This window comes from Pseudomonas sp. FP1154 (genome assembly GCF_030687245.1).
Classification (GTDB): domain Bacteria; phylum Pseudomonadota; class Gammaproteobacteria; order Pseudomonadales; family Pseudomonadaceae; genus Aquipseudomonas; species Aquipseudomonas rhizophila.
Window position 1 is genome coordinate 2,464,602 of sequence record NZ_CP117465.1, and the last position, 18,528, is coordinate 2,483,129.

The following is an 18,528-nucleotide window of genomic DNA, read 5'->3' on the forward strand; positions in this document are numbered from 1 at the left end:
CTTCCCTTTATCTGAGGCAAACGCCCGTCAGGAGTTCGATCGGGTTCAGGCTTTCAACGCGCCTTCATCCACTGCGAGTTTCAGGGCTTTTGCCGCTGCCCGCGCAGCCTCGGCGGCGAGTTCGGGGGTTTTGAACCAGCGATCCTTTTCCACCTGATGGTAACGGGTGGTGGTCAAGGGGGGCTTGGCGCGCATCACGATGACAGCCTGAAATTCGCCTTCGACCTCTCTGGCCTCACCCCGGATGAAAAACTCGCCAATATCAAATTCCGTCACGTCGCGCCTTTCCTTCACAAGTCATAGTATGGGTGCGCGATCGTCAATGGGGGACGGTCTTCGCTGGGCAGGCAGTATGGCAGCAGTTGCCTGTCGCGGCTGAGTTAAGTGATGGGCGTGTGGTATCTCAGGTCAAACGCTTCGTTCCAGACGCCTGGCCAGGTAACAGGCCTCGTTATGATCGGTACGGAAACCTCTTACACGGCCAGTCGAGGTTTCTTCAATATGGAAAAAGCACTTACCGGCCAGAACCACCCGATAACGCGGTTGAAACAAAGAAACCGGCAGGTAATGGGCTTGGTCAAACCCGTCAGGCTTGTCAGCGATGCAAGGGGTGAGGGGTTGGGTCAGGGTTGTGAAAGTGGCCATGTGAATTCCTTTTCTATGGTTTACCGACGAATTACCGAGTGTTTTGAGTAGTCTCCACGCCTGCGGCTGCTCTAGAATCGGCAGCACCGTGTGGATGGCTGTGCCTATCTAAAGCAATTTTTTTTGCCCTCGATGTCAGAAAAATGCTTTTCTAAGTGAGAAATTTCCCTAAAGTTAGTAGTCCCACCTTTTCCGATGCTCAGAGTGGCGTTTTCCTTCAGCCTCTGACGACCCCGCGGGAAAGACGGCGAGAGTGGCAATCCTTTAGTCTTCTCTCGCCCCGGGGCAGGGCACGCCGTTCACTTCGAATTTTCAGTTACAGGTCCACTGCGACACACACAGTCGGCACGGGTTCTCGTGGTCCGTCCTTTTCAGAGGGCGGGCCGTTTACAAAGATGGGGATGTTTCCTTGGCAGTAAGTAATCTCGACATGCATGCGTTATTCGTACTTGGTGATCTGCGGGCAAAGCTGGTCAAGCAGTTCCAGTCGCGCTTCGTCTACATCACCGAGCAAACCGCCGAAGGTATTTATGTTGCCGAAATCGATACTGAATCGGCCCTGGTGGTCGATGACAAGCCCAGGCTTGAACTCAAAGTCGGTGATCATTTTCGTGCAGCGGTATTGCCCAGCCGTGAAGGTGGCAAGTTTGAAATCCGCTTTCGCGATATCAAGCTGACGGTCTATGGCCTTGGGGATTACGCTTTCGTGGCCACCCCCGGTGGCCACGCGATCCTGTTCAAGGAAGGGCACAGCGTGCTGACTGTTTTCGCCGCCAACGAGCAGTTGCACGAGGGCCTGACCAAGACCCTCAAGGCCGTGACCGCCAAAGCCGCCAAGTGGCGCAAAGGTGAACTCGTCACCTTCAAGGCCAGCGAGTGATGTGCACCACGTCAGCCTGATGGATGTGATAGGCGGGCTGACACAGCGTTCGGGTTTTGCGCCCTGCCAACGGTTTTCGCAAGGTCTGCGTGGAACCTCGGCTACAGTCAGTTGACTGAATTATTCAGAGGCTTGCGTCCGGTTACGCAGGACCGTTGAGCTATCGCTGTGTCTGGTACGAGGTGCAACGCATGAAACGAGTTCGACAGTGGTTGGCTGCCTGGGCCACCTGTGCGGTGTTGGTTTCGTCACTCCCGGCATCGGCCGCGCAGGCGCCGATCCATTTTGCCGACCTGAATTGGGAAAGCGGCAGTCTGATCACCGATATCCTGCGGGTCATCGTCGAAAAGGGTTATGGGCTGCCGACCGACACATTGCCGGGCACCACCATTACGCTGGAAACGGCGCTGGCCAACAACGACATCCAGGTGATCGGGGAAGAATGGGCCGGTCGCAGCCCGGTGTGGGTCAAGGCCGAGGCCGAAGGCAAGGTGATCGCCTTGGGCGATACCGTCAAGGGTGCGACCGAAGGCTGGTGGGTCCCGGAGTATGTGATCAAGGGCGACCCGGCCCGGGGCATCAAGCCTCTGGCGCCGGATTTGCGCAGCGTCGAAGACCTGGCGCGCTACAAGCATGTCTTCAAAGACCCGGAAAGCCCCAGCAAGGGTCGCTTCCTCAACAGCCCCATCGGCTGGACCTCCGAAGTGGTCAACAAGCAGAAGCTCAAGGCCTATGGGTTGTCCGACAGCTATGTGAATTTCCGAAGTGGTTCGGGGGCGGCGCTGGATGCGGAGATCAGCTCGTCGATCCGCCGGGGCAAGCCGATCCTGTTTTACTACTGGTCGCCTACACCGCTGCTGGGACGTTTCAAGTTGGTGCAGTTGCAAGAGCCTGCGTTCGATGCCGAGGCCTGGAAAACCCTGACCGATGCCGACAACCCCAACCCCAAGCCAACCCGCTCCCTGGCCTCGAAGCTGTCGATTGGCGTATCCGCGCCGTTTCAGAAGCAACACCCGGACATTGCCGAGTTCTTCAGTAAAGTTGATCTGCCGATCGAGCCGTTGAACAAGGCCCTGGCCGACATGAGCGAAAAGCACACACCGCCGCGTGAAGCCGCCGAGGCGTTCCTCAAGGCCCATCCACAGGTCTGGCAGGCCTGGGTGCCCAAGGAGGTTGCCGACAAAGTCGCCGCCGGTCTGTAGCGCGCCAGGTTGAACTCTTGATCTTGAGCAATGCGTCATTCGCCGAAAACCGGCAGTCTGCGCCCGTGCGGCGAAATGCCGAATTCGAGCTAGGATGATTGTTCAACCTTTCAAGGAGGCTGGCGAATGACGCTTTTAGTGGCTCGGTCGCTGGTCGCAGTATTTGCGACCATCAGCTTGATTCATTTGTATTGGGCCCTGGGCGGGCGATGGGCGGCCCTGGCGGTCGTGCCTCAGGTTCCGGTGAGGCAAGGAGAGTCGCTGCGTCCGGCGTTCAACCCATCGGGATGGCTGACGCTGCTGGTGGCCCTCGCGTTGCTGCTGATTGCAGTTCTGGTGTGCCTGCGGGTCGGCTTGCTGGCACCGCCCGTCACCCATCGAGCGTTGCAATGGCTGATCAGCGCGATCGCCTTGCTGATGTTCGCCCGCGCCATTGGCGAATCGAACCTGGTGGGTTTCTTCAAGGAGGTCAAGGGCTCGACGTTCGCCAAGCTCGACACCTGGGTCTATTCACCGTTATGTGTCGTGCTTGGCGCCGGCCTGTTGACGGTTGCCTGGGCCTGAGCGCAGGGCGCTTGTCGTGTCGATCAGGTCCCGGATCGAAGAGCCGTCCAGTGTTCCATCTCCTGGGCGATGAAGTGATTCACCAGGTCACTGTACATTTTCTCGATCGCATCCGGGCTAAGGCCCTCGGCCTCGGCCCATTGACGCCGGGTCGCCAGCATGGCCTGGAAGCGCTCCGGCGCACGCACCGCCGTGGCTGAGGTCTTGAACTTCGACGCTGCCAGTACGTACTGAAAGCGTTTGCCCAGCAGTTTGATAACGGCCTGGTCAAGGGCATCGATCTCGCGGCGGATGTCTTCCATATTCGCGCAATCGCAGGGTTGTAGCTGAGTGTGGACTTCCATGCAGTCACTCCTTGTTGAAGTAGGAACGGCCCAATCCGAGCCGATCTTCGATAAGACAGGAAACACCTTGCGCAAGCAAGGCCCCGTCGCCACAGAGGTAAATTCCTACGAGATTTTCGGATCACCTCTTGCCGCACCGCTGTGAGTGCACGGCTTTCTGTGGGAGCAAAGCTTGCTCGCGATGCAGGCACCTCGGTCCCCCGGAAGACCGCGTCATCTTCATCGCGGGCAAGCCTTGCTCCCACCATAGGTGAGCGCCTAACCACTAGCGCCGCCCCGTGCGTGTACTCACATCCACCCACACCGCCAGCACCAGAATGCTGCCCTTGACGATCATCTGCCAGTAACTGTCGACGTCGAGCATGGACATGCCGTTGTCCAGGCTGGTGATCACCAGCGCGCCGAGCAGGGCGCCGTAGACGGTGCCGGAGCCGCCGCGCATGGAGGTGCCGCCGATGAAGCAGGCGGCAATGGCGTCGAGTTCACCCATGCTGCCGGCCGAGGGTGAGCCCGCGGCCAGGCGAGCGGTGTTGACCACGCCCGCCAGGGCGCACATCACGCCCATGATGCCGAAGATCCACAGCTTCACCGCCTGCACGTTGATGCCGGACAGGCGCGTGGCTTCCATGTTGCTGCCCACCGAGTAGACCCGTCGCCCGAACACGGTCTGGCTGGTGACGTAGCTGAACACGCCGAGCAGCATCAGCAGAAGCAGCACGGGAACCGGAATACCGTCGTAGCTGTTGAGGGTATAGACGAACCCGGCCAGCACTGCGCCGATCAGCACCACGCGCAATACGTCACGCACCAGAGAGTGGGCCGCCAGGCCATGCAGGGCGCGATTGCGCCGCTGTTTCCAGGTCAGGAACAGGGTCAAGGCAAACAGCAGCACGCCCAGGCCCGTGCCGACGGAGTGCGGCAAATAACCCTGGCCGATGTAGACCAGCTCCGGTGACACCGGGGCGATGGTGGTGCCGTCGGTAATCCCCAGCAGAATGCCGCGAAAGGCGAGCATGCCGCCCAGGCCGACAATGAACGACGGGATGCGCAGGTAGGCGGTCATGTAGCCGTTACCCAGGCCAATCACCAGGCCGCACAAGGCGACCAGGCTCAGGTTCGCCAGCAGCGGGATGTGATAGATCACGTCGAGAATCGCCGCCAGGCCACCGAGCAATCCAAGCAGTGAACCCACCGACAGATCGATCTCACCGCTGATGATCACCAGCACCATGCCGCAGGCCAGAATCCCGGTGATGGACATCTGCCGCAGCAGGTTGGAGAGGTTGCGCGGGGTCAGGAACCCGCCCTCGGTCTGCCAACTGAAAAACAGCCAGATCACCGCCACGGCGATCACCAGCGCGAGCATTTTGTAGCGGCTGAAGAGTTGCTTGACCTGATTCATCTACGCGGACTTCCGATCATTATTGTTATGGTCTTCGGGGTGGCTGAGGGCGGCGGCGAGCACCTGTTCCTGTGTGAGTTCGTGGTTGATGAAGTCACCGCGCAATTGGCCTTCGCCGATCACCAGCACGCGGTCGGACACCCCCAGCACTTCGGCCAGTTCCGAGGACACCATGATGATCGACACGCCTTCGGCGGCCAGCGCGCCCATCAGCTTGTAGATCTCGTACTTGGCGCCGACATCCACGCCCCGGGTCGGCTCATCGAGAATCAGCACGCGCGGTTGGGTCAGCAGCATTTTGGCCAGCACGGCTTTTTGCTGGTTGCCGCCGGAGAGGCTGGTGATTGGCAGGAACGGGCTCGCGGTCTTAAGGTGCATGCGCGAGATTTCCCGGTCGATGCTGCCCAACTCCGCTTCGGTGTCGATACGGGTCATTTTCGAGTAGTTGTCCAGCACCGCCAGGGTGATGTTCTGGCCCACCCCCAGGTCGGGAATGATGCCTTGGCGCTTGCGGTCTTCAGGCACCATGCACAGGCCTGCGCGGATTGACTTGAGGGGCGTGCGCGTGTCGATCGGTTGGCCGTCGAGCCAGACTTCGCCTTCATGGCGGCCGGGGTAGGCGCCGAACAGTGCCGACACCAGTTCCGTGCGGCCGGCGCCGACCAGCCCGGCGATGCCGAGTATTTCCCCGCGCTTGAGGACGAACGAAATGTCGTCGACCCGTTTGCGTTTGGGGTTGTCGACGTCGTAGCAGGTGATATGGCGCGCCTCGAAAATCACCTCGCCGATGTCATGGGGTTCGGTGGGGTAGAGGTTGCTCATTTCTCGTCCGACCATCTGGGTGATGATCTTCGGGATGTCCATGTCGGTCATGGCGGTGGTGGCGATGTGTTTGCCGTCGCGGATCACCGAAATGGTGTCGCACACGGCGGCCACTTCATCGAGCTTGTGGGAGATGTACACGCAGGCGACGCCCTTGGCCTTGAGGTCGCGGATGATGTCCAGCAGCACCTCGATTTCCGAGCGGGTCAGGGCCGAGGAGGGTTCATCGAGAATCAGCAGGCGCGCCTGTTTGTTCAGCGCCTTGGCGATTTCCACCAACTGCTGGTAACCCCCGCCGTATTGTGAAACCGGCAGCGAGACGTTCATGTCCGGCACCTTGAGTTCACGCATCAGGGCTTCGGCACGGTGGATCATTGCCGGGTAGTTCATGCGTCCGCCGGGCAGCGTCAGCTCATGGCCCATGAAGATGTTTTCGGCCACCGACAGGTCGGGGACCAGGGTCAGTTCCTGATGAATGATGACGATCCCGGCGGCTTCGGTTTCGCTGATGGACTGCGCCTTGAGCGGCTGTCCGTCCCAGACAATTTCACCGTCCCAGGTGCCGTACGGGTAGACCGCCGACAGGACTTTCATCAGCGTGGATTTACCGGCGCCGTTCTCACCGCACAGGCCGACGCATTCACCTGGCCTGACCTTGATGTCGATGCCATTGAGGGCTTTGACACCGCCGAAGCTTTTGACGATGCCGTTCATTTGCAGCAGGTAGTCGGACATGGCGAGGGCTCATATGAAAAGGGCTCACACATAGGCAGAGGTGGTGACAGCCCTGGGGCCAGGCATCTCAGATGCAGCTAGCCAAGCAAAGCCCCTGTGGGAGCGAGCCTGCTCGCGATGGCGGCAGCACATACAACATCGATGCAAGCTGAACCACCGCTATCGCGAGCAGGCTCGCTCCCACAGGTCTCATTCAACCCAGGGTTGTCCCGGGATCACTGCCCGGCTAACTGCGCCTTGGTATAGAACCCATCTTTTTCCAGCAGGTCGATGTTGTCCTTGGTCAACGGGGTCGGGGTGAGCAGGATGGTGTCGACTTTCTTGCTGCCATTGTCGTATTGCGAGGTGTAGGTGGGTTTCTCGTTACGCGCCAGTTGCACCGAGAGCTTGGCCGCTTCGGTGGCGATCAGTTTCAGCGGCTTGTAGACGGTCATGGTTTGGGTGCCGTCGATCACTCGCTTGACCGCTGCCAGGTCGGCGTCCTGGCCCGAGATCGGCACCTTGCCGGCCATTTTCTGCGCGGCCAGTGCCTGGATGGCACCGCCTGCGGTGGCGTCGTTGGAGGCGACGATGCCATCGATCTTGTTGTCGTTACGGGTCAGGGCGTTTTCAACGATGCTCAAGGCTTCGGTGGGGTTCCATTCCTTGACCCACTGTTGCCCGACAATCTTGATATCGCCCTTGTCGATGGCCGGTTGCAGCACTTTCATCTGGCCTTCGCGCAGGACCTTGGCGTTGTTGTCCGTGGGCGCGCCGCCGAGCAAGAAGTAGTTGCCCTTGGGCGCGGCTTTCAACACGCCGCTGGCCTGCATCTCGCCGACTTTTTCGTTATCGAAGGAAATGTAGGCGTCGATGTCGGCATTGAGGATCAGGCGGTCATAGGACACCACCTTGATCCCGGCTTTCTTTGCTTCGGCCACGGCATTGGTCAACACGGTGGCGTTGAACGGCACGATGACGATCACATCGACGCCACGGGAGATGAGGTTTTCGATCTGGGAAATCTGTTTCTGCTCGTTGGCATCGGCCGACTGGACGAAGACTTTGGCGTCCATTTTTTCCGCCGCCGCGACGAAATAGTCACGGTCCCGCGACCAGCGTTCCAGGCGCAGATCATCGATGGAGAAACCGATTTTCGGGTTAGTAGCGTCGGCCATGACCGGAAGCGAGAGCAGGGCGAGGGCGCCGGCGAGCAGCGTGAGTTTCAGTTTTTTCATGGTGGTGCGTCCTTTTATTGTTGTTCGAAAGACACTGCCTGACGATGAACGTGATGCGGGTAGAACTGTAGAGACTCCCGGCGTGCCGCGAGCAGAGATTTGTCGCGAGAATGTAACAACCTCTGCGCAGCGAACGGGGCCTGGTGTCAGGGGTAGATGAACCGGTTGACCACGTTTTCGAGCATCTCTTGCCGACCACTCACAGCCTGCGGATTGAGCTCGTTGTCGAAGGCGTGTTCGGCCAGTGAAGCGAGGCTGAACTCACCCGCCAGCACCGCCTGACCGAACGGTTGCTGCCAGCCGGCGTAGCGTTGGTCCTTGAACTGCTGGAGGCGGTCGTTCTGCACCATCGCCGCTGCACGTTCCAGGGCCAGGGCGAGGACGTCCATGGCCGCGACGTGGCCGTGGAACAGGTCAATCTCGTCCAGGCTCTGACGACGGACCTTTGAGTCGAAGTTGAAGCCGCCATTGCTGAACCCGCCGGCCTTGAGGATTTCATAGGTGGCCAGGGTCATCTCTTCGACGCTGTTGGGGAACTGGTCAGTGTCCCAGCCGTTCTGCGGATCGCCACGGTTGGCGTCGATGCTGCCGAAGATCCCCAGGGAGACGGCTGTGGCGATCTCATGATGGAAACTGTGCCCGGCCAGGGTCGCGTGGTTGGCCTCGATGTTGACCTTGATCTCCTTTTCCAGGCCGAACTGTTGCAGGAAGCCGAACACCGTGGCGCTGTCGTAATCGTATTGGTGCTTGGTCGGTTCCTGCGGCTTGGGTTCGATCAGCAGATCGCCCTTGAAACCGATCTTGTGCTTGTGCTCGACCACCATGCCCATGAAGCGGCCCAGTTGCTCGCGCTCACGTTTCAGATCGGTATTGAGCAGGGTCTCGTAACCTTCACGACCGCCCCACAACACGTAGTTGGCCCCCTTGAGACGCAGGGTGGCGTTCATCGCGCTGAACACTTGGGCGGCGGCGCAGGCGAACACTTGCGGGTCCGGATTGCTGGCGGCGCCTGCGGCAAAGCGCGGGTTGCTGAAGCAGTTGGCGGTGCCCCACAGCAGCTTGATCCCGGTTTGTTCCTGGTGACGCTCCAGGTGGTCGATCATCTGCGCGAAGTGGTTGCGATACTCCTTCAGCGAGTGGCCTTCCGGGGCGACATCGGTGTCATGAAAGCAGTAGTAGTCGATGCCCAGTTTGGAGAAGAACTCGAAGGCCGCTTCGGCCTTGCCGATGGCCAGTTCCATCGGGTCGCCGGCATGCTGCCACGGGCGTTGGAAGGTGCCGGCGCCGAACACATCGGATCCCGGCCAGACAAAGGTATGCCAGTAGCACACCGCCATGCGCAGGTGCTCGCGCATGGGCTTGCCGAGCACGAGTTTGTCGGCGTCGTAGTGGCGAAAAGCAAGAGGCGAGTCGCTGGCGGGGCCTTCGTAGCGAACCTTGTCGATGGCGGGAAAGTACGACATGGGCGATTTCCTTATTGTTCTTGGCGGTGTATCGATACTAACGCCGGCCCGGTGGCCGCTGATTATGAAAATCACCAAGGCACAGTGCGATTTTGAGTATTGAGATCCGACGGTCACGCGCCTAGTCTGTGGTCATCGGCCCAGGGTAAAAACCATGAAAACCGTCCCGCCCGTTCACCGCATTGCGTTGTTGTTCAACGGCAGCAAGATCTACGACCGAGGCATCATCAGCGGCATCGGCAACTACCTGAGCAGCACCCGCGCGTCCTGGGACCTGTTCCTTGAGGAAGATTTTCTCTGCCGGTTGAAAGGCATCGAACGCTGGCAGGGCGACGGGATCATTGCCGACTTCGATGACCCGCTGATCGGCGAAGCGCTGACCGGGATCGGCTTGCCGGTGGTGGCGGTGGGCGGCTCTTACCAGGATGAGCGCGCTTATCCGAAGGGCATTCCCTATGTCGCCACCGACAATGAGGCCTTGATGAAGCTGGCGTACGAGCACCTGATCGAGGCCGGGTTGACGCGCTTTGCCTGCTTCAGCCTGCCGCAAGCACAAGCCAATCGCTGGGCCCAGGAACGGGAAAACGCCTTTCGCCGGCTGCTGCAACGCGATGGTCTGCACGCCGAGGTCTATCGCGGCATGGGCACCAGCGCGCCGCTCTGGGACAGCGCCGTCGAACAACAGATCGCCTGGCTGCAAAGCCTGCCCAAACCCATCGGTATCATCGCCGTCAGTGACGCCCGTGCCCGGCAACTGCTGCAGGCCTGCCTGACCGCCGGAATCGCCGTGCCGGAGCAGGTGGCACTGATCGGCATCGACAACGACCCCCTGACCCGCACCCTGACGCGGGTGCCGCTGAGTTCGGTGATCCAGGGCACCGAAACCATGGGCCGGACCGCCGCGCGCCTGCTCCATCAGATGCTGCACGGCATGCCGTCCACGGGCACGCAGGTGCTGATACCTCCGGATGCGATCAACGTCCAGGCCTCGAGTCTGCACCAACCGTTAGGCAACCCTTACGTCATGCAAGCGCTGCTGTTCATTCGCCAATATGCCTGCCAGGGCATCAAGACCGCTCAGGTGGCGGCCTATGTGGGCGTGTCGCGCTCCTCCCTGGAAGCGCACTTTCGCAAGGCGCGGGGCTGCAGCGTGCACGACGAGATCCTGCGCTTCAAACTGGCAGCGGCCGCCCAGGGCTTGGAAAACACCGACTCGGCGATTGCCGACATCGCCCAGAACTGCGGCTTCAAATCGGCGCAGTACCTGCACACGGTGTTTCGTCGAGAGTTTGGCTGTACGCCCCGCGAATATCAGCAGGGGGGCGGCACAGGCCACTGAACCGGTCTTCACCGCCCGCAACTATTGCTGGAAGCAATAGTGATCATTACGAAACACAAGTTCTGTTTTGTCGGCAATGCCTGGAAAATCCCCCCCATCGAACAGGTAACTCAAGCAGTTGGGGCGATGAGGTTTCACTCATCTGACCCACACACCAGATGCACCTGGCAGTGGCGGCAACCCGTAACGCAGTTCCGTTGCCTGATGAACCAACCTTTTATTTTCAGGACCAGACCAATGCGCCTTTTATTTGCGTCTTCCATGGCGTTTACCTCCTTGTTGCTCGCCGGTTGTGCCAGCGCGCCGAACGACCCGACCCTGACCTTGCAGACCAGCAAGACGCCGGCCCAGTACGCCGACTGTGTCGTGCCGAAATTGCAGGACCACGCGATGAGCCCGACCGTCTCCCAGTCCCAACGCGGCTACCGGATCGTGGTGCCAAGCAAAGTGTCGGCGGACAACGTGCTGGAAGCCTACAAGGCCGGGAACGGTGGCAAGGTATTCATCTACGAGCGGCATCTGTTGGCTTCCAGCTTCCTACCTTCGAGTTTTGAACGCGCCGCACAGGACTGCATCTGAGGCCGGCCCGTACAGGTTTTTCACCGTGCTCCTTTGGTTGGCCGCAACCAACCATTTTTTTACCCCGCACCGCATTCGGTGGCGGGGTTTTTTTTGCCTGTGGGGAAGAGGGGGGCAGATTCACTTGAGTCCGCTGCCAACGAGCGGTGGCTGGCCCCGGCGTTGAGGTTTGACGAGAGGCTCTGCAATCGGCATATTTGCTCGTTAGTGATAATTAGTGCTCGTTTATGAAGGTTATAGATGCCATGACTTCAACTCACGAAGTGTTCCCCGGTGAACGCCAGCAACGGATCAGCGAGCGTCTGGCCCTGTATGGTCGGGTGATTGCGGCCGATCTGGCCAGCGAATTCAATGTCTCCGAGCACTCGATACGGCGCGATCTTGGCGTATTGGCGGCTGCGGGGTTATGCAAGCGCGTCTATGGCGGCGCGATCCTGTTGCCGGCCGTGGAACGGCCGATGGCCGTTCGAGTACGGCAGAACGTCGAGCGCAAGGACAGTCTCGGCCTGGCGGCGGCCTCGTTGCTGAGGGCGGGCCAGCATGTGTTCATCGATGCCGGCTCGACCAACCTGGCGATTGCCGGCGCCATCGATCCACGCCTTCAGTTGACGCTGAGCACCAATTCGCCGTTGATTGCCGTGCAACTGATGAAGCTGCCCTGCGCTGAGGTGATCCTGTTGGGCGGGCGCGTGAACTCGGTGTCGGGTGGGGTGATCGGGCTGGCGGCTGTGCAGCAACTGCGGCAGTTCAATGTTGACCTGTGTTTTCTCGGCGCTTGCGCCATCGACCCGGACAATGGCGTCACGGCGTTCGGCCTGGATGACGCGGAGTTCAAGCGCGCGGTCGTCGCGGCGAGCGGTCAGGTGGTGGTGGCCGTGACCAATGAAAAACTCTCCAGCATTGCCCACTATCAGGTGGCGTCGTGTGAAGAAGTTACCGCCCTGGTGGTGGAGCACGACGCGCCGGGTGAACGCCTGGAGCCGTTCTTGGGCAGGATTGCCAACGTCATGAGCGCGCCCTGCGAACCGCGGCAGGCGTGAAGCGTGTGCTGTAGCGCCCACGACAATCAAGCGCATGTGTGGCGAGCCATTGTCGGCCACGCGATTTACCGCTAGTTTGCTGGCCCATCAAAAGTACAAAAATAATCAGGAGTCATCGATGCAACCGATTCGTCTCGGTCTGGTGGGCTACGGCAAGATTGCCCAGGATCAACACGTTCCCGCTATCCTCGCCAACCCTGCGTTCCAGTTGGTGTCTGTCGCCACCCAAGGGCAGTCCTGCGCCGGTGTGGAGAATTTCCGGTCCCTGGGCGAGCTGCTTGAAAACGGCCCGCAGGTCGATGCGATTGCGTTTTGCACACCGCCGCAAGGGCGATTCGCATTGGTGCAACAAGCGCTGGCCGCGGGCAAACACGTGCTGGTAGAAAAGCCGCCCTGCGCCACGCTGGGTGAAGCGATGGCGTTGGTGGATCAGGTACGCGAGCAAGGTGTCAGTGGTCTGTTCGCCTGGCATTCACGCTACGCGCCCGGCATCGAGGCGGCCCGTGACTGGCTCGCCAGCCGCACCCTGCAAAGCGTCAAGATCGACTGGAAGGAAGACGTACGCAAGTGGCACCCCGGCCAGGCCTGGATCTGGCAGCCTGGAGGCCTGGGTGTATTCGATCCCGGCATCAACGCGTTTTCAATCGTGACCCATCTGCTGGCGCTGCCGCTGTTCGTTGAGTCCGCCGAACTGCGCGTGCCGAGTAACTGCCAATCGCCGATTGCCGCCAGCATCAAGATGTCCGACGCGCAACACCTGGATGTCCGTGCGGAGTTCGATTTCGACCACGGTCACGACGAACTCTGGAGCATCGAGATTCGCTGCACCGAAGGCCTCCTGCGCCTGGACAACGGTGGGGCAGTGCTGAGCATCGACGGCGTTCGCCAGACCGTTTCCCAGGAAGGTGAATACGCGGCGGTGTATCGGCATTTCCAGCAGTTGATTGCTGACCAGGCCAGCGACCTGGACCTGCAGCCGTTGCGTCTGGTGGCGGACAGCTTTTTTCTTGGCAGTCGGACCTTGGTCGAGCCGTTTTACGACTAGCCACTGAGGGGGGAGGCGATTCTGGCCGTGCATACCCCATCCGGATCAGATCCCTCTGCCGCAAGTCATCCGAGCAAAATTCCGGCCGCTTCGCACCCGGCAGTCCCAGCTATCATTCACCGATACGAATACTCGGTGTGACCGACATGCCTACCCGCAGTTTTGCCGCAGCGCTCTGGTCGGGATCGATGCGGATGCGCACCGGCAAGCGTTGGACGATCTTGGTGAAGTTGCCCGTGGCATTGTGCGGTGCCACGGTCGAGTAGCTGACGCCGCTGGCCGGTCCCAGGCTTTGTACGGTGCCTTGCAGCGCCTCGCCCGGTAACGCATCCACCTCGATTTCCACGGTTTGACCTGTCTTGACGCGGGCCAGTTGTGTCTCGCGAAAGTTCGCGCTGATGTACACGGCCTCCAGCGGAACGATTGCCAGCAAAGGTTTTCCCGCGTTGACGAAAGCCCCGATGCGCACCGATTTTTGCCCGATCGTGCCGCTGATCGGTGCGGTGATTCGGGTATAGGACAGCTTCAGTCTCGCGAGGTCCAGCGCAGCCTGCGCGTGGGCGAGGGTTGCCTTGGCTTTTTCCAGGTCGGCCTTGAGAACGTCTACCTGCTGGCGAGCCGCCTGAAGACCCGCCTGGCTTTTATCCCGACTGGCCAGTTGCACGCTCAATTGCGCTTCGGCCTGTTGCTGCGCTTGCACGGTTCCCGAGCCGTCGGTGGCCAGGTTGCGATAACGGGCATGATTGACCTTGGCCAACTTGAGCGCAGCCTCGTCCGCGGCGACCGCTGCCTGTGCCTGGCGTATGACGGTGTCCTGTTGGATCAGGTGTGCTTGCAAGCTGGCGACTCCGGCACGGGCGCTGGCGAGCTGGGCTTTGGCGGCGTTCACGGCGGCAACGAAATCACGGTCATCGAGGGTTGCCAGCAGGTCGCCTTTGTTGACCGGCTGATTGTCTTCGACCAGCACCGTCTCAACCGTGCCCGATACCTGCGGCGCGACCGTGGTGAAGTCCGCGTGGACGTACGCATCGTCCGTGGACTGGATCGATGCACTGGATTCGGGACGATTGAAATACAGCACGCCGCCGATTGCCCCGACGAGCAACACGGCACTGATGATCTGGGCTTTCTTTGGTAAGGCCATGGTGGGTTACCCGTGTGAGGAGGAAGGTGACGGGGCTACTTGCGTGACAGGCGGGGGGATGCAGGTCAGCCGCAGCACGAGAGGAATCAGCAACAGCGCGAGCAAACCCAGTACGCGATAGGCGTCGGCGATCGACAGCACCAGCGCCTGCTGGCTGATGATGCCCATCAGCTGTGCCGGCTCAGGCGCAACCGCAGAGATGTTGCTGACCAGGGCGGTTTGGTCCAGCAACATTTCCCCATGGAAACGACTGCGCACGGTGATCAGTTGGGTGACCGCCGCCGCGCCGATCAGCGAGCCGAAGGCGCGTAGCGTATTGATGGTGCCGGACACATAAGGTCCTTCGGAGGGCTGTACCACGCTGGTGATCAGGAACAGCATCGACACCACCGCCATCGGTTGCCCAAGGGCTTGCAGTGTTTGCGCCAGGACGAACTGGTCGCGATTCCATTCGCTGGTCAACTGCGCGCCGCACAGACACGCCAGCGCGATCAGCAGCAGCCCCAACGCGAATACCACGCGGGCATCAACCCACTTCTGGTACAGCAGCAGCGCCACCAACGGCCCAAGGATCAGTTGTGGCAGCGCGACGATCAGGCCGATGGACGCCATCTGCAACGGTCGATACTGCTGAAGCGGGGTGAGATAGCTTGCCGGTAACAGTGAACTGGACATCAACACTACCAGCAGGGAAACGAACAGCGTGCAGCCCAGTCCCAGGTTGCGGCGTCCCAGGATTTGCAACTTGATGAACGGTGAAGGGTGATACCACTCGCTCACCAGGTAGATAGCCAACAGGGCCAGGCCAGCCACTAGCGATGAGATGATCAACGGCGAATGAAACCAGTCCAGCCGTACACCTTGATCCAGGGCGATGGCAATCAGGCCGAGCGCCGGTACACCGCAAGCCATGCCGAACCAGTTGGCCTGTGGAAAACGGTGCTGCTGGATGGATTCCTTCGGCAGGCCCCAGGCGATCAGGCATCCCGCGATGAGCGCCAGGGGAATGATTTGCCAATACACCCACCGCCAATCATTCAGACCATCGGTCCAGTGTCCGGTCAACCAGATGGACAGATTGGGCGCGAAGGTCGCGGTCATCGCATACAGCGCCAAACCATATAGGCGGATGGGCGGTGGCAGGAATTTCAGGGCCGCCATCATCAGCAACGGAATCGTCGTGCCGCTGGCAATGCCTTGCACAAAACGCAAGGCCAGCAGCAGGTCCAGGTTATGGATCAAGGGCAGGATTGCCGCCAGCAGTGCACAGATGCCGAGCATCCACAGTTCCAGGCGTCGTACTGAAAGGGTAATGGCGAACCAGGCTGAAAAGGGCATGGCAATCAACTCCCCGGCACTGTACGCCGTGGTTAACCACGAGCCGTCGTCGAAGCCCAGGCCCATGGCCCCCCTGATGTCAGCCAACGCCAATGCGCCGACCCGGATATTCAACCCAGCCATCATCGCGGCGATGAAAATCCCCAGCAGACCCACCAGCGGACGTTTTGAAGGCGTGGCCTGGGGGGCTATGCTGGCCGTGACGGTTGCTGGCAACAATGTGGCGCTGTTCATGGGGCGGCCCTTGAGCGAGATGAGCGAGGCGAGACACGGACCAGCGGGTCATCCGATGAAGACGCGGGCGACTCATCGATGCTCGCTTGCGGCGTGCTCTGCAGTCTCGCCGCCTCCCAACCACCCCCCAGCGACTTGTAGAGATTGACCACGGTGAGCGTGGCGTCGGTTGCGCTGGCATTGAGGCGGGTCTGACTGGCAAGCAGGTTGAGTTGCGCGGTCAGCACGCTCAGATAGTCGGCTGCACCTTGTTCATAGCCTCGTTCGGCGGCACGTAATGCCTGCCGGTTCTGTTCATAGGAAACCAGCAAATCCTCGTGCTGGCGCTGTTGGGCAGCCCAGGCATCCAGGGCATTGTCCACCTCGTGCCAGGCTCGCAATACGGTATGCCGATAGGTGATCGCCGCCGTTCTTTGCCGTGATTCGTTCAAGGCCAGGCGTTGCGTCAATCGTCCGCCCTGGAAGATCGGCAAGTAGACCGTCGGGCCGATGGAAAAAACACGGGAGTCCCAACTGGAGAGATCACCGCTTTCGAAGGCTTCCACGCCGATTCGACCTTTGAGCCCGATACGCGGGTAAAAGTCAGCCTTGGCGACACCGATGGCTGCGGTAGCGGCATGCAGCTGCGCTTCGGCACGCTGGATGTCGGGGCGTCGGTGAGCCAATTCGGAAGAGACGCCAACCGGAACGTGGGTTGGAAGCGACGGCAAGGGCATGGCTTGACGCAGTTGTACATCCAGTGCGCGGGGCTGCTCTCCCAGCAGCAACGCCAGTGCGTTCATCTGTGCATTGCGTTGTTGGGTCAGTTCGGGAACCGTGGCCTTGATTGTCGCCAATTGCGCGCGAGCGGACGAGGTTTCGAAGCGCGTGGCAACACCATTGCGCTCACGGCTTTCGGCAAGCCCCAGCGTGCGCTCGGCAATCGTCAGGTTTTGCTGGGCGATGTCCAGTTGCGCCTGGGTTCCGCGCAATTGCAAATAAGTTCTGGCCACTTCGGCGGACAAGGCTACCCGTGCGGCTTCGCGATCATGGATGGTGGCTTGCAGGGTCGCCGCAGCGCCCTCGCGCCCGCGTTGCGCTCGGCCCCAAAGGTCGATTTCCCAACTGGCATCGAAGCCTAGTTGCCAGAAATTGCCGGGGCCCACAGGCGCACCCAGCGCGGCGAACTTGCCATGTTCGCTGAGCCTCTCACGGGCGTAGCTGGCGTTGGCATCCACGCTGGGTAGCAGGCGCGAAGAGGCGATGCCCAGTTGCGCTCGGCTTTGTTCAATGCGTTCGCCGGCTATCTGTAAATCAAGATTGCCCGCTTGGGCACGCGATTGCAGTTGGGCGAGTAACGTGTCGTTGAACAGCAACCACCATTGGGAGGGCACTGCCGCGTCGGACATGGGGGCGACATTCGCGTGTTCTGGCCGCGGTGCCAGCTCTACGGCCCTCAGCCCGCTTTCCGGTTTCATGAAGTCGGGGCCTGCCGTACAACCGGCCAGGGACAACACGCCAAGCGTTGCGATTGCGCTCGTGAACTTCAGGATGCGTGGGGGTGACTCTCTGAAAGCCGACATTGCCTGTTCCTGAAAGGTTGCAGCGTTGCCCGGCGAGCGTGCGCCATGGCGTCGATAAATCTTCGGCAGCGACGTGCTCGCTGTGAATTCATGTTATTGACGCGGGCGTGCAGGCGCACTTCTACATGGGTTCAGCAAAGCCATACCTCAGTGGCGGGGAGATATACGAAGGTATGGAGGGGCGAGGGGCTTACTGGGATCAGTGCCGTTGCAGCACAGCAGTTTCGATGCAGCCTAACAATCGGCCGGCTTCACAGGGTTTGGGCAGGCAGGCAACCAGTCCCGGTGTGTCGGCACCCAGGTGCGGGTAAGCGGTAATGAATATGGTGGGGATCTGAAAACCCATCGCGTTCAGTTTTTCGTGCAACTGCACACCGCTCATTCCCGGCATCTGGATATCGGAAATCAGGCAGTGCGTCTCTGCGAGGGTGTTGGCGTCGAGGAACGCCAGGGCGTTGCGATAGGTTTGGACTTGATAGCCGCTGGAGCGCAACAAGCCTTCCAGAGCTGTCCGAACGGATTCGTCATCATCATCCACGACGGCTATCGTCGCGGTATTGCGTTTTGGGGTGTCGTGCATAGTGGGTCGCTCGTGACAGCGCCTGTCGTCATTACACGATACGCGGTCTCGAAGGGCGTAAAAGTATACCTACGTATAGCGTGTTAAGACTAAAGGCTCGACGTTGGCCTGATTCGTTCACTCACGGTCGGCGGCGCGTAACCCAGGGGATACTTGCACTGTACCCGGGTACAACTGACCTCGGCTGGTTGCCTGCGTAGACTGGCGCCCATCGCCGGGTGCAGATTCGCCACCGCCGGTCTGCGCGCGCATTGCCGATTAATCCGCTGTCGCTCAATGAAATCACTTGAAGGGCTTTGATGAGGCGCTAATCTAGGCTTTGACAACACGACCCGTTCTGGATCCCGGTACAGCCTCATCAACGGTCCTCCAGCCAAGCCACGGAAGCCGCCC

General features: G+C 60.4%; 18 protein-coding genes. 7 read left to right on the plus strand and 11 right to left on the minus strand.

The annotated features are described in order from the left end of the window. Window positions 1–45 precede the first annotated feature (45 nt). Complete coding sequence (locus tag PSH91_RS11285) at window positions 46–276, minus strand: hypothetical protein (RefSeq protein ID WP_047230209.1); 231 nt, start codon at window positions 274–276, stop codon at window positions 46–48. A 132-nt stretch (window positions 277–408) separates the two neighbouring features. Then, on the minus strand, window positions 409–645 hold the full coding sequence (locus tag PSH91_RS11290) for a hypothetical protein (RefSeq protein ID WP_107321656.1): 237 nt from the start codon (window positions 643–645) through the stop codon (window positions 409–411). A 430-nt stretch (window positions 646–1,075) separates the two neighbouring features. On the opposite strand from PSH91_RS11290, the gene PSH91_RS11295 reads away from it, so the two are divergent. The 3 genes from PSH91_RS11295 to PSH91_RS11305 all read left to right on the plus strand — a co-directional run bounded on the left by PSH91_RS11295 (window position 1,076) and on the right by PSH91_RS11305 (window position 3,291). Further along, window positions 1,076–1,525: a hypothetical protein gene (locus PSH91_RS11295; RefSeq protein ID WP_047230210.1), complete on the plus strand. Its 450-nt coding sequence runs from the start codon at window positions 1,076–1,078 to the stop codon at window positions 1,523–1,525. Between the two features lie 191 nt (window positions 1,526–1,716). Then, window positions 1,717–2,727 (plus strand): ABC transporter substrate-binding protein, encoded by a 1,011-nt coding sequence (locus PSH91_RS11300; RefSeq protein WP_047230211.1) that lies wholly within the window; start codon window positions 1,717–1,719, stop codon window positions 2,725–2,727. Window positions 2,728–2,853: 126 nt separating this feature from the next. Beyond that, a complete protein-coding gene (locus tag PSH91_RS11305) occupies window positions 2,854–3,291 on the plus strand; it encodes a DUF3995 domain-containing protein (RefSeq protein ID WP_047230212.1) in 438 nt (145 codons plus the stop codon). Between the two features lie 23 nt (window positions 3,292–3,314). On the opposite strand, the gene PSH91_RS11310 is transcribed toward PSH91_RS11305, so the two are convergent. The 5 genes from PSH91_RS11310 to xylA all read right to left on the minus strand — a co-directional run bounded on the left by PSH91_RS11310 (window position 3,315) and on the right by xylA (window position 9,274). Beyond that, window positions 3,315–3,635, minus strand: coding sequence for an isochorismate lyase (locus PSH91_RS11310; protein ID WP_047230213.1), 321 nt, complete (start codon window positions 3,633–3,635; stop codon window positions 3,315–3,317). Window positions 3,636–3,900: 265 nt separating this feature from the next. Next, complete coding sequence (locus PSH91_RS11315; protein ID WP_047228915.1) at window positions 3,901–5,037, minus strand: sugar ABC transporter permease; 1,137 nt, start codon at window positions 5,035–5,037, stop codon at window positions 3,901–3,903. Continuing rightward, window positions 5,038–6,594 carry a D-xylose ABC transporter ATP-binding protein gene (xylG, locus tag PSH91_RS11320; RefSeq protein WP_047228916.1) on the minus strand — a complete coding sequence of 519 codons (1,557 nt, stop codon included), beginning with the start codon at window positions 6,592–6,594 and terminating at the stop codon, window positions 5,038–5,040. Between the two features lie 215 nt (window positions 6,595–6,809). Continuing rightward, window positions 6,810–7,811, minus strand: a complete 1,002-nt coding sequence (xylF, locus tag PSH91_RS11325; RefSeq protein ID WP_281459317.1) for a D-xylose ABC transporter substrate-binding protein — start codon at window positions 7,809–7,811, stop codon at window positions 6,810–6,812. A gap of 146 nt (window positions 7,812–7,957) precedes the next feature. Beyond that, window positions 7,958–9,274: a xylose isomerase gene (xylA, locus tag PSH91_RS11330; RefSeq protein WP_281459316.1), complete on the minus strand. Its 1,317-nt coding sequence runs from the start codon at window positions 9,272–9,274 to the stop codon at window positions 7,958–7,960. Between the two features lie 154 nt (window positions 9,275–9,428). Here xylA and PSH91_RS11335 point away from each other — a divergent pair, with 154 nt between their 5' ends. The 4 genes from PSH91_RS11335 (at window position 9,429) to PSH91_RS11350 (ending at window position 13,277) form a co-directional block, all read left to right on the plus strand. After that, on the plus strand, window positions 9,429–10,613 hold the full coding sequence (locus tag PSH91_RS11335) for a XylR family transcriptional regulator (protein WP_047228919.1): 1,185 nt from the start codon (window positions 9,429–9,431) through the stop codon (window positions 10,611–10,613). Between the two features lie 237 nt (window positions 10,614–10,850). After that, window positions 10,851–11,192, plus strand: a complete 342-nt coding sequence (locus PSH91_RS11340) for a hypothetical protein (RefSeq protein WP_288916101.1) — start codon at window positions 10,851–10,853, stop codon at window positions 11,190–11,192. A 245-nt stretch (window positions 11,193–11,437) separates the two neighbouring features. Continuing rightward, complete coding sequence (locus tag PSH91_RS11345) at window positions 11,438–12,232, plus strand: DeoR/GlpR family DNA-binding transcription regulator (RefSeq protein ID WP_305468218.1); 795 nt, start codon at window positions 11,438–11,440, stop codon at window positions 12,230–12,232. A gap of 118 nt (window positions 12,233–12,350) precedes the next feature. Continuing rightward, window positions 12,351–13,277, plus strand: coding sequence for a Gfo/Idh/MocA family protein (locus PSH91_RS11350; RefSeq protein WP_188251644.1), 927 nt, complete (start codon window positions 12,351–12,353; stop codon window positions 13,275–13,277). A gap of 112 nt (window positions 13,278–13,389) precedes the next feature. Here the strand turns inward: PSH91_RS11350 and PSH91_RS11355 are convergent, their stop codons facing one another. The 4 genes from PSH91_RS11355 to PSH91_RS11370 form a co-directional block, all read right to left on the minus strand. Next, window positions 13,390–14,421, minus strand: coding sequence for an HlyD family secretion protein (locus PSH91_RS11355; protein WP_107321661.1), 1,032 nt, complete (start codon window positions 14,419–14,421; stop codon window positions 13,390–13,392). Between the two features lie 6 nt (window positions 14,422–14,427). Beyond that, window positions 14,428–15,993, minus strand: a complete 1,566-nt coding sequence (locus PSH91_RS11360) for an MFS transporter (RefSeq protein WP_188251643.1) — start codon at window positions 15,991–15,993, stop codon at window positions 14,428–14,430. Next, window positions 15,990–17,555, minus strand: coding sequence for an efflux transporter outer membrane subunit (locus tag PSH91_RS11365; protein WP_173407057.1), 1,566 nt, complete (start codon window positions 17,553–17,555; stop codon window positions 15,990–15,992). The genes PSH91_RS11360 and PSH91_RS11365 overlap by 4 nt, the downstream gene beginning before the upstream one ends. 199 nt (window positions 17,556–17,754) lie before the next feature. Next, window positions 17,755–18,135 (minus strand): response regulator transcription factor, encoded by a 381-nt coding sequence (locus tag PSH91_RS11370; protein WP_305468220.1) that lies wholly within the window; start codon window positions 18,133–18,135, stop codon window positions 17,755–17,757. Window positions 18,136–18,528 lie beyond the last annotated feature (393 nt).

Excerpts from the sequence above, each read along its gene's own strand:
- PSH91_RS11290 (WP_107321656.1), bottom strand. The coding sequence starts at position 645 with ATGGCCACTTTCACAACCCTGACCCAACCCCTCACCCCTTGCATCGCT.
- PSH91_RS11295 (WP_047230210.1), top strand. The coding sequence starts at position 1,076 with ATGCATGCGTTATTCGTACTTGGTGATCTGCGGGCAAAGCTGGTCAAG.
- PSH91_RS11300 (WP_047230211.1), top strand. The coding sequence starts at position 1,717 with ATGAAACGAGTTCGACAGTGGTTGGCTGCCTGGGCCACCTGTGCGGTG.
- PSH91_RS11305 (WP_047230212.1), top strand. The coding sequence starts at position 2,854 with ATGACGCTTTTAGTGGCTCGGTCGCTGGTCGCAGTATTTGCGACCATC.
- PSH91_RS11310 (WP_047230213.1), bottom strand. The coding sequence starts at position 3,635 with ATGGAAGTCCACACTCAGCTACAACCCTGCGATTGCGCGAATATGGAA.
- PSH91_RS11315 (WP_047228915.1), bottom strand. The coding sequence starts at position 5,037 with ATGAATCAGGTCAAGCAACTCTTCAGCCGCTACAAAATGCTCGCGCTG.
- xylG (WP_047228916.1), bottom strand. The coding sequence starts at position 6,594 with ATGTCCGACTACCTGCTGCAAATGAACGGCATCGTCAAAAGCTTCGGC.
- xylF (WP_281459317.1), bottom strand. The coding sequence starts at position 7,811 with ATGAAAAAACTGAAACTCACGCTGCTCGCCGGCGCCCTCGCCCTGCTC.
- xylA (WP_281459316.1), bottom strand. The coding sequence starts at position 9,274 with ATGTCGTACTTTCCCGCCATCGACAAGGTTCGCTACGAAGGCCCCGCC.
- PSH91_RS11335 (WP_047228919.1), top strand. The coding sequence starts at position 9,429 with ATGAAAACCGTCCCGCCCGTTCACCGCATTGCGTTGTTGTTCAACGGC.
- PSH91_RS11340 (WP_288916101.1), top strand. The coding sequence starts at position 10,851 with ATGCGCCTTTTATTTGCGTCTTCCATGGCGTTTACCTCCTTGTTGCTC.
- PSH91_RS11345 (WP_305468218.1), top strand. The coding sequence starts at position 11,438 with ATGACTTCAACTCACGAAGTGTTCCCCGGTGAACGCCAGCAACGGATC.
- PSH91_RS11350 (WP_188251644.1), top strand. The coding sequence starts at position 12,351 with ATGCAACCGATTCGTCTCGGTCTGGTGGGCTACGGCAAGATTGCCCAG.
- PSH91_RS11355 (WP_107321661.1), bottom strand. The coding sequence starts at position 14,421 with ATGGCCTTACCAAAGAAAGCCCAGATCATCAGTGCCGTGTTGCTCGTC.
- PSH91_RS11360 (WP_188251643.1), bottom strand. The coding sequence starts at position 15,993 with ATGAACAGCGCCACATTGTTGCCAGCAACCGTCACGGCCAGCATAGCC.
- PSH91_RS11365 (WP_173407057.1), bottom strand. The coding sequence starts at position 17,555 with ATGTCGGCTTTCAGAGAGTCACCCCCACGCATCCTGAAGTTCACGAGC.
- PSH91_RS11370 (WP_305468220.1), bottom strand. The coding sequence starts at position 18,135 with ATGCACGACACCCCAAAACGCAATACCGCGACGATAGCCGTCGTGGAT.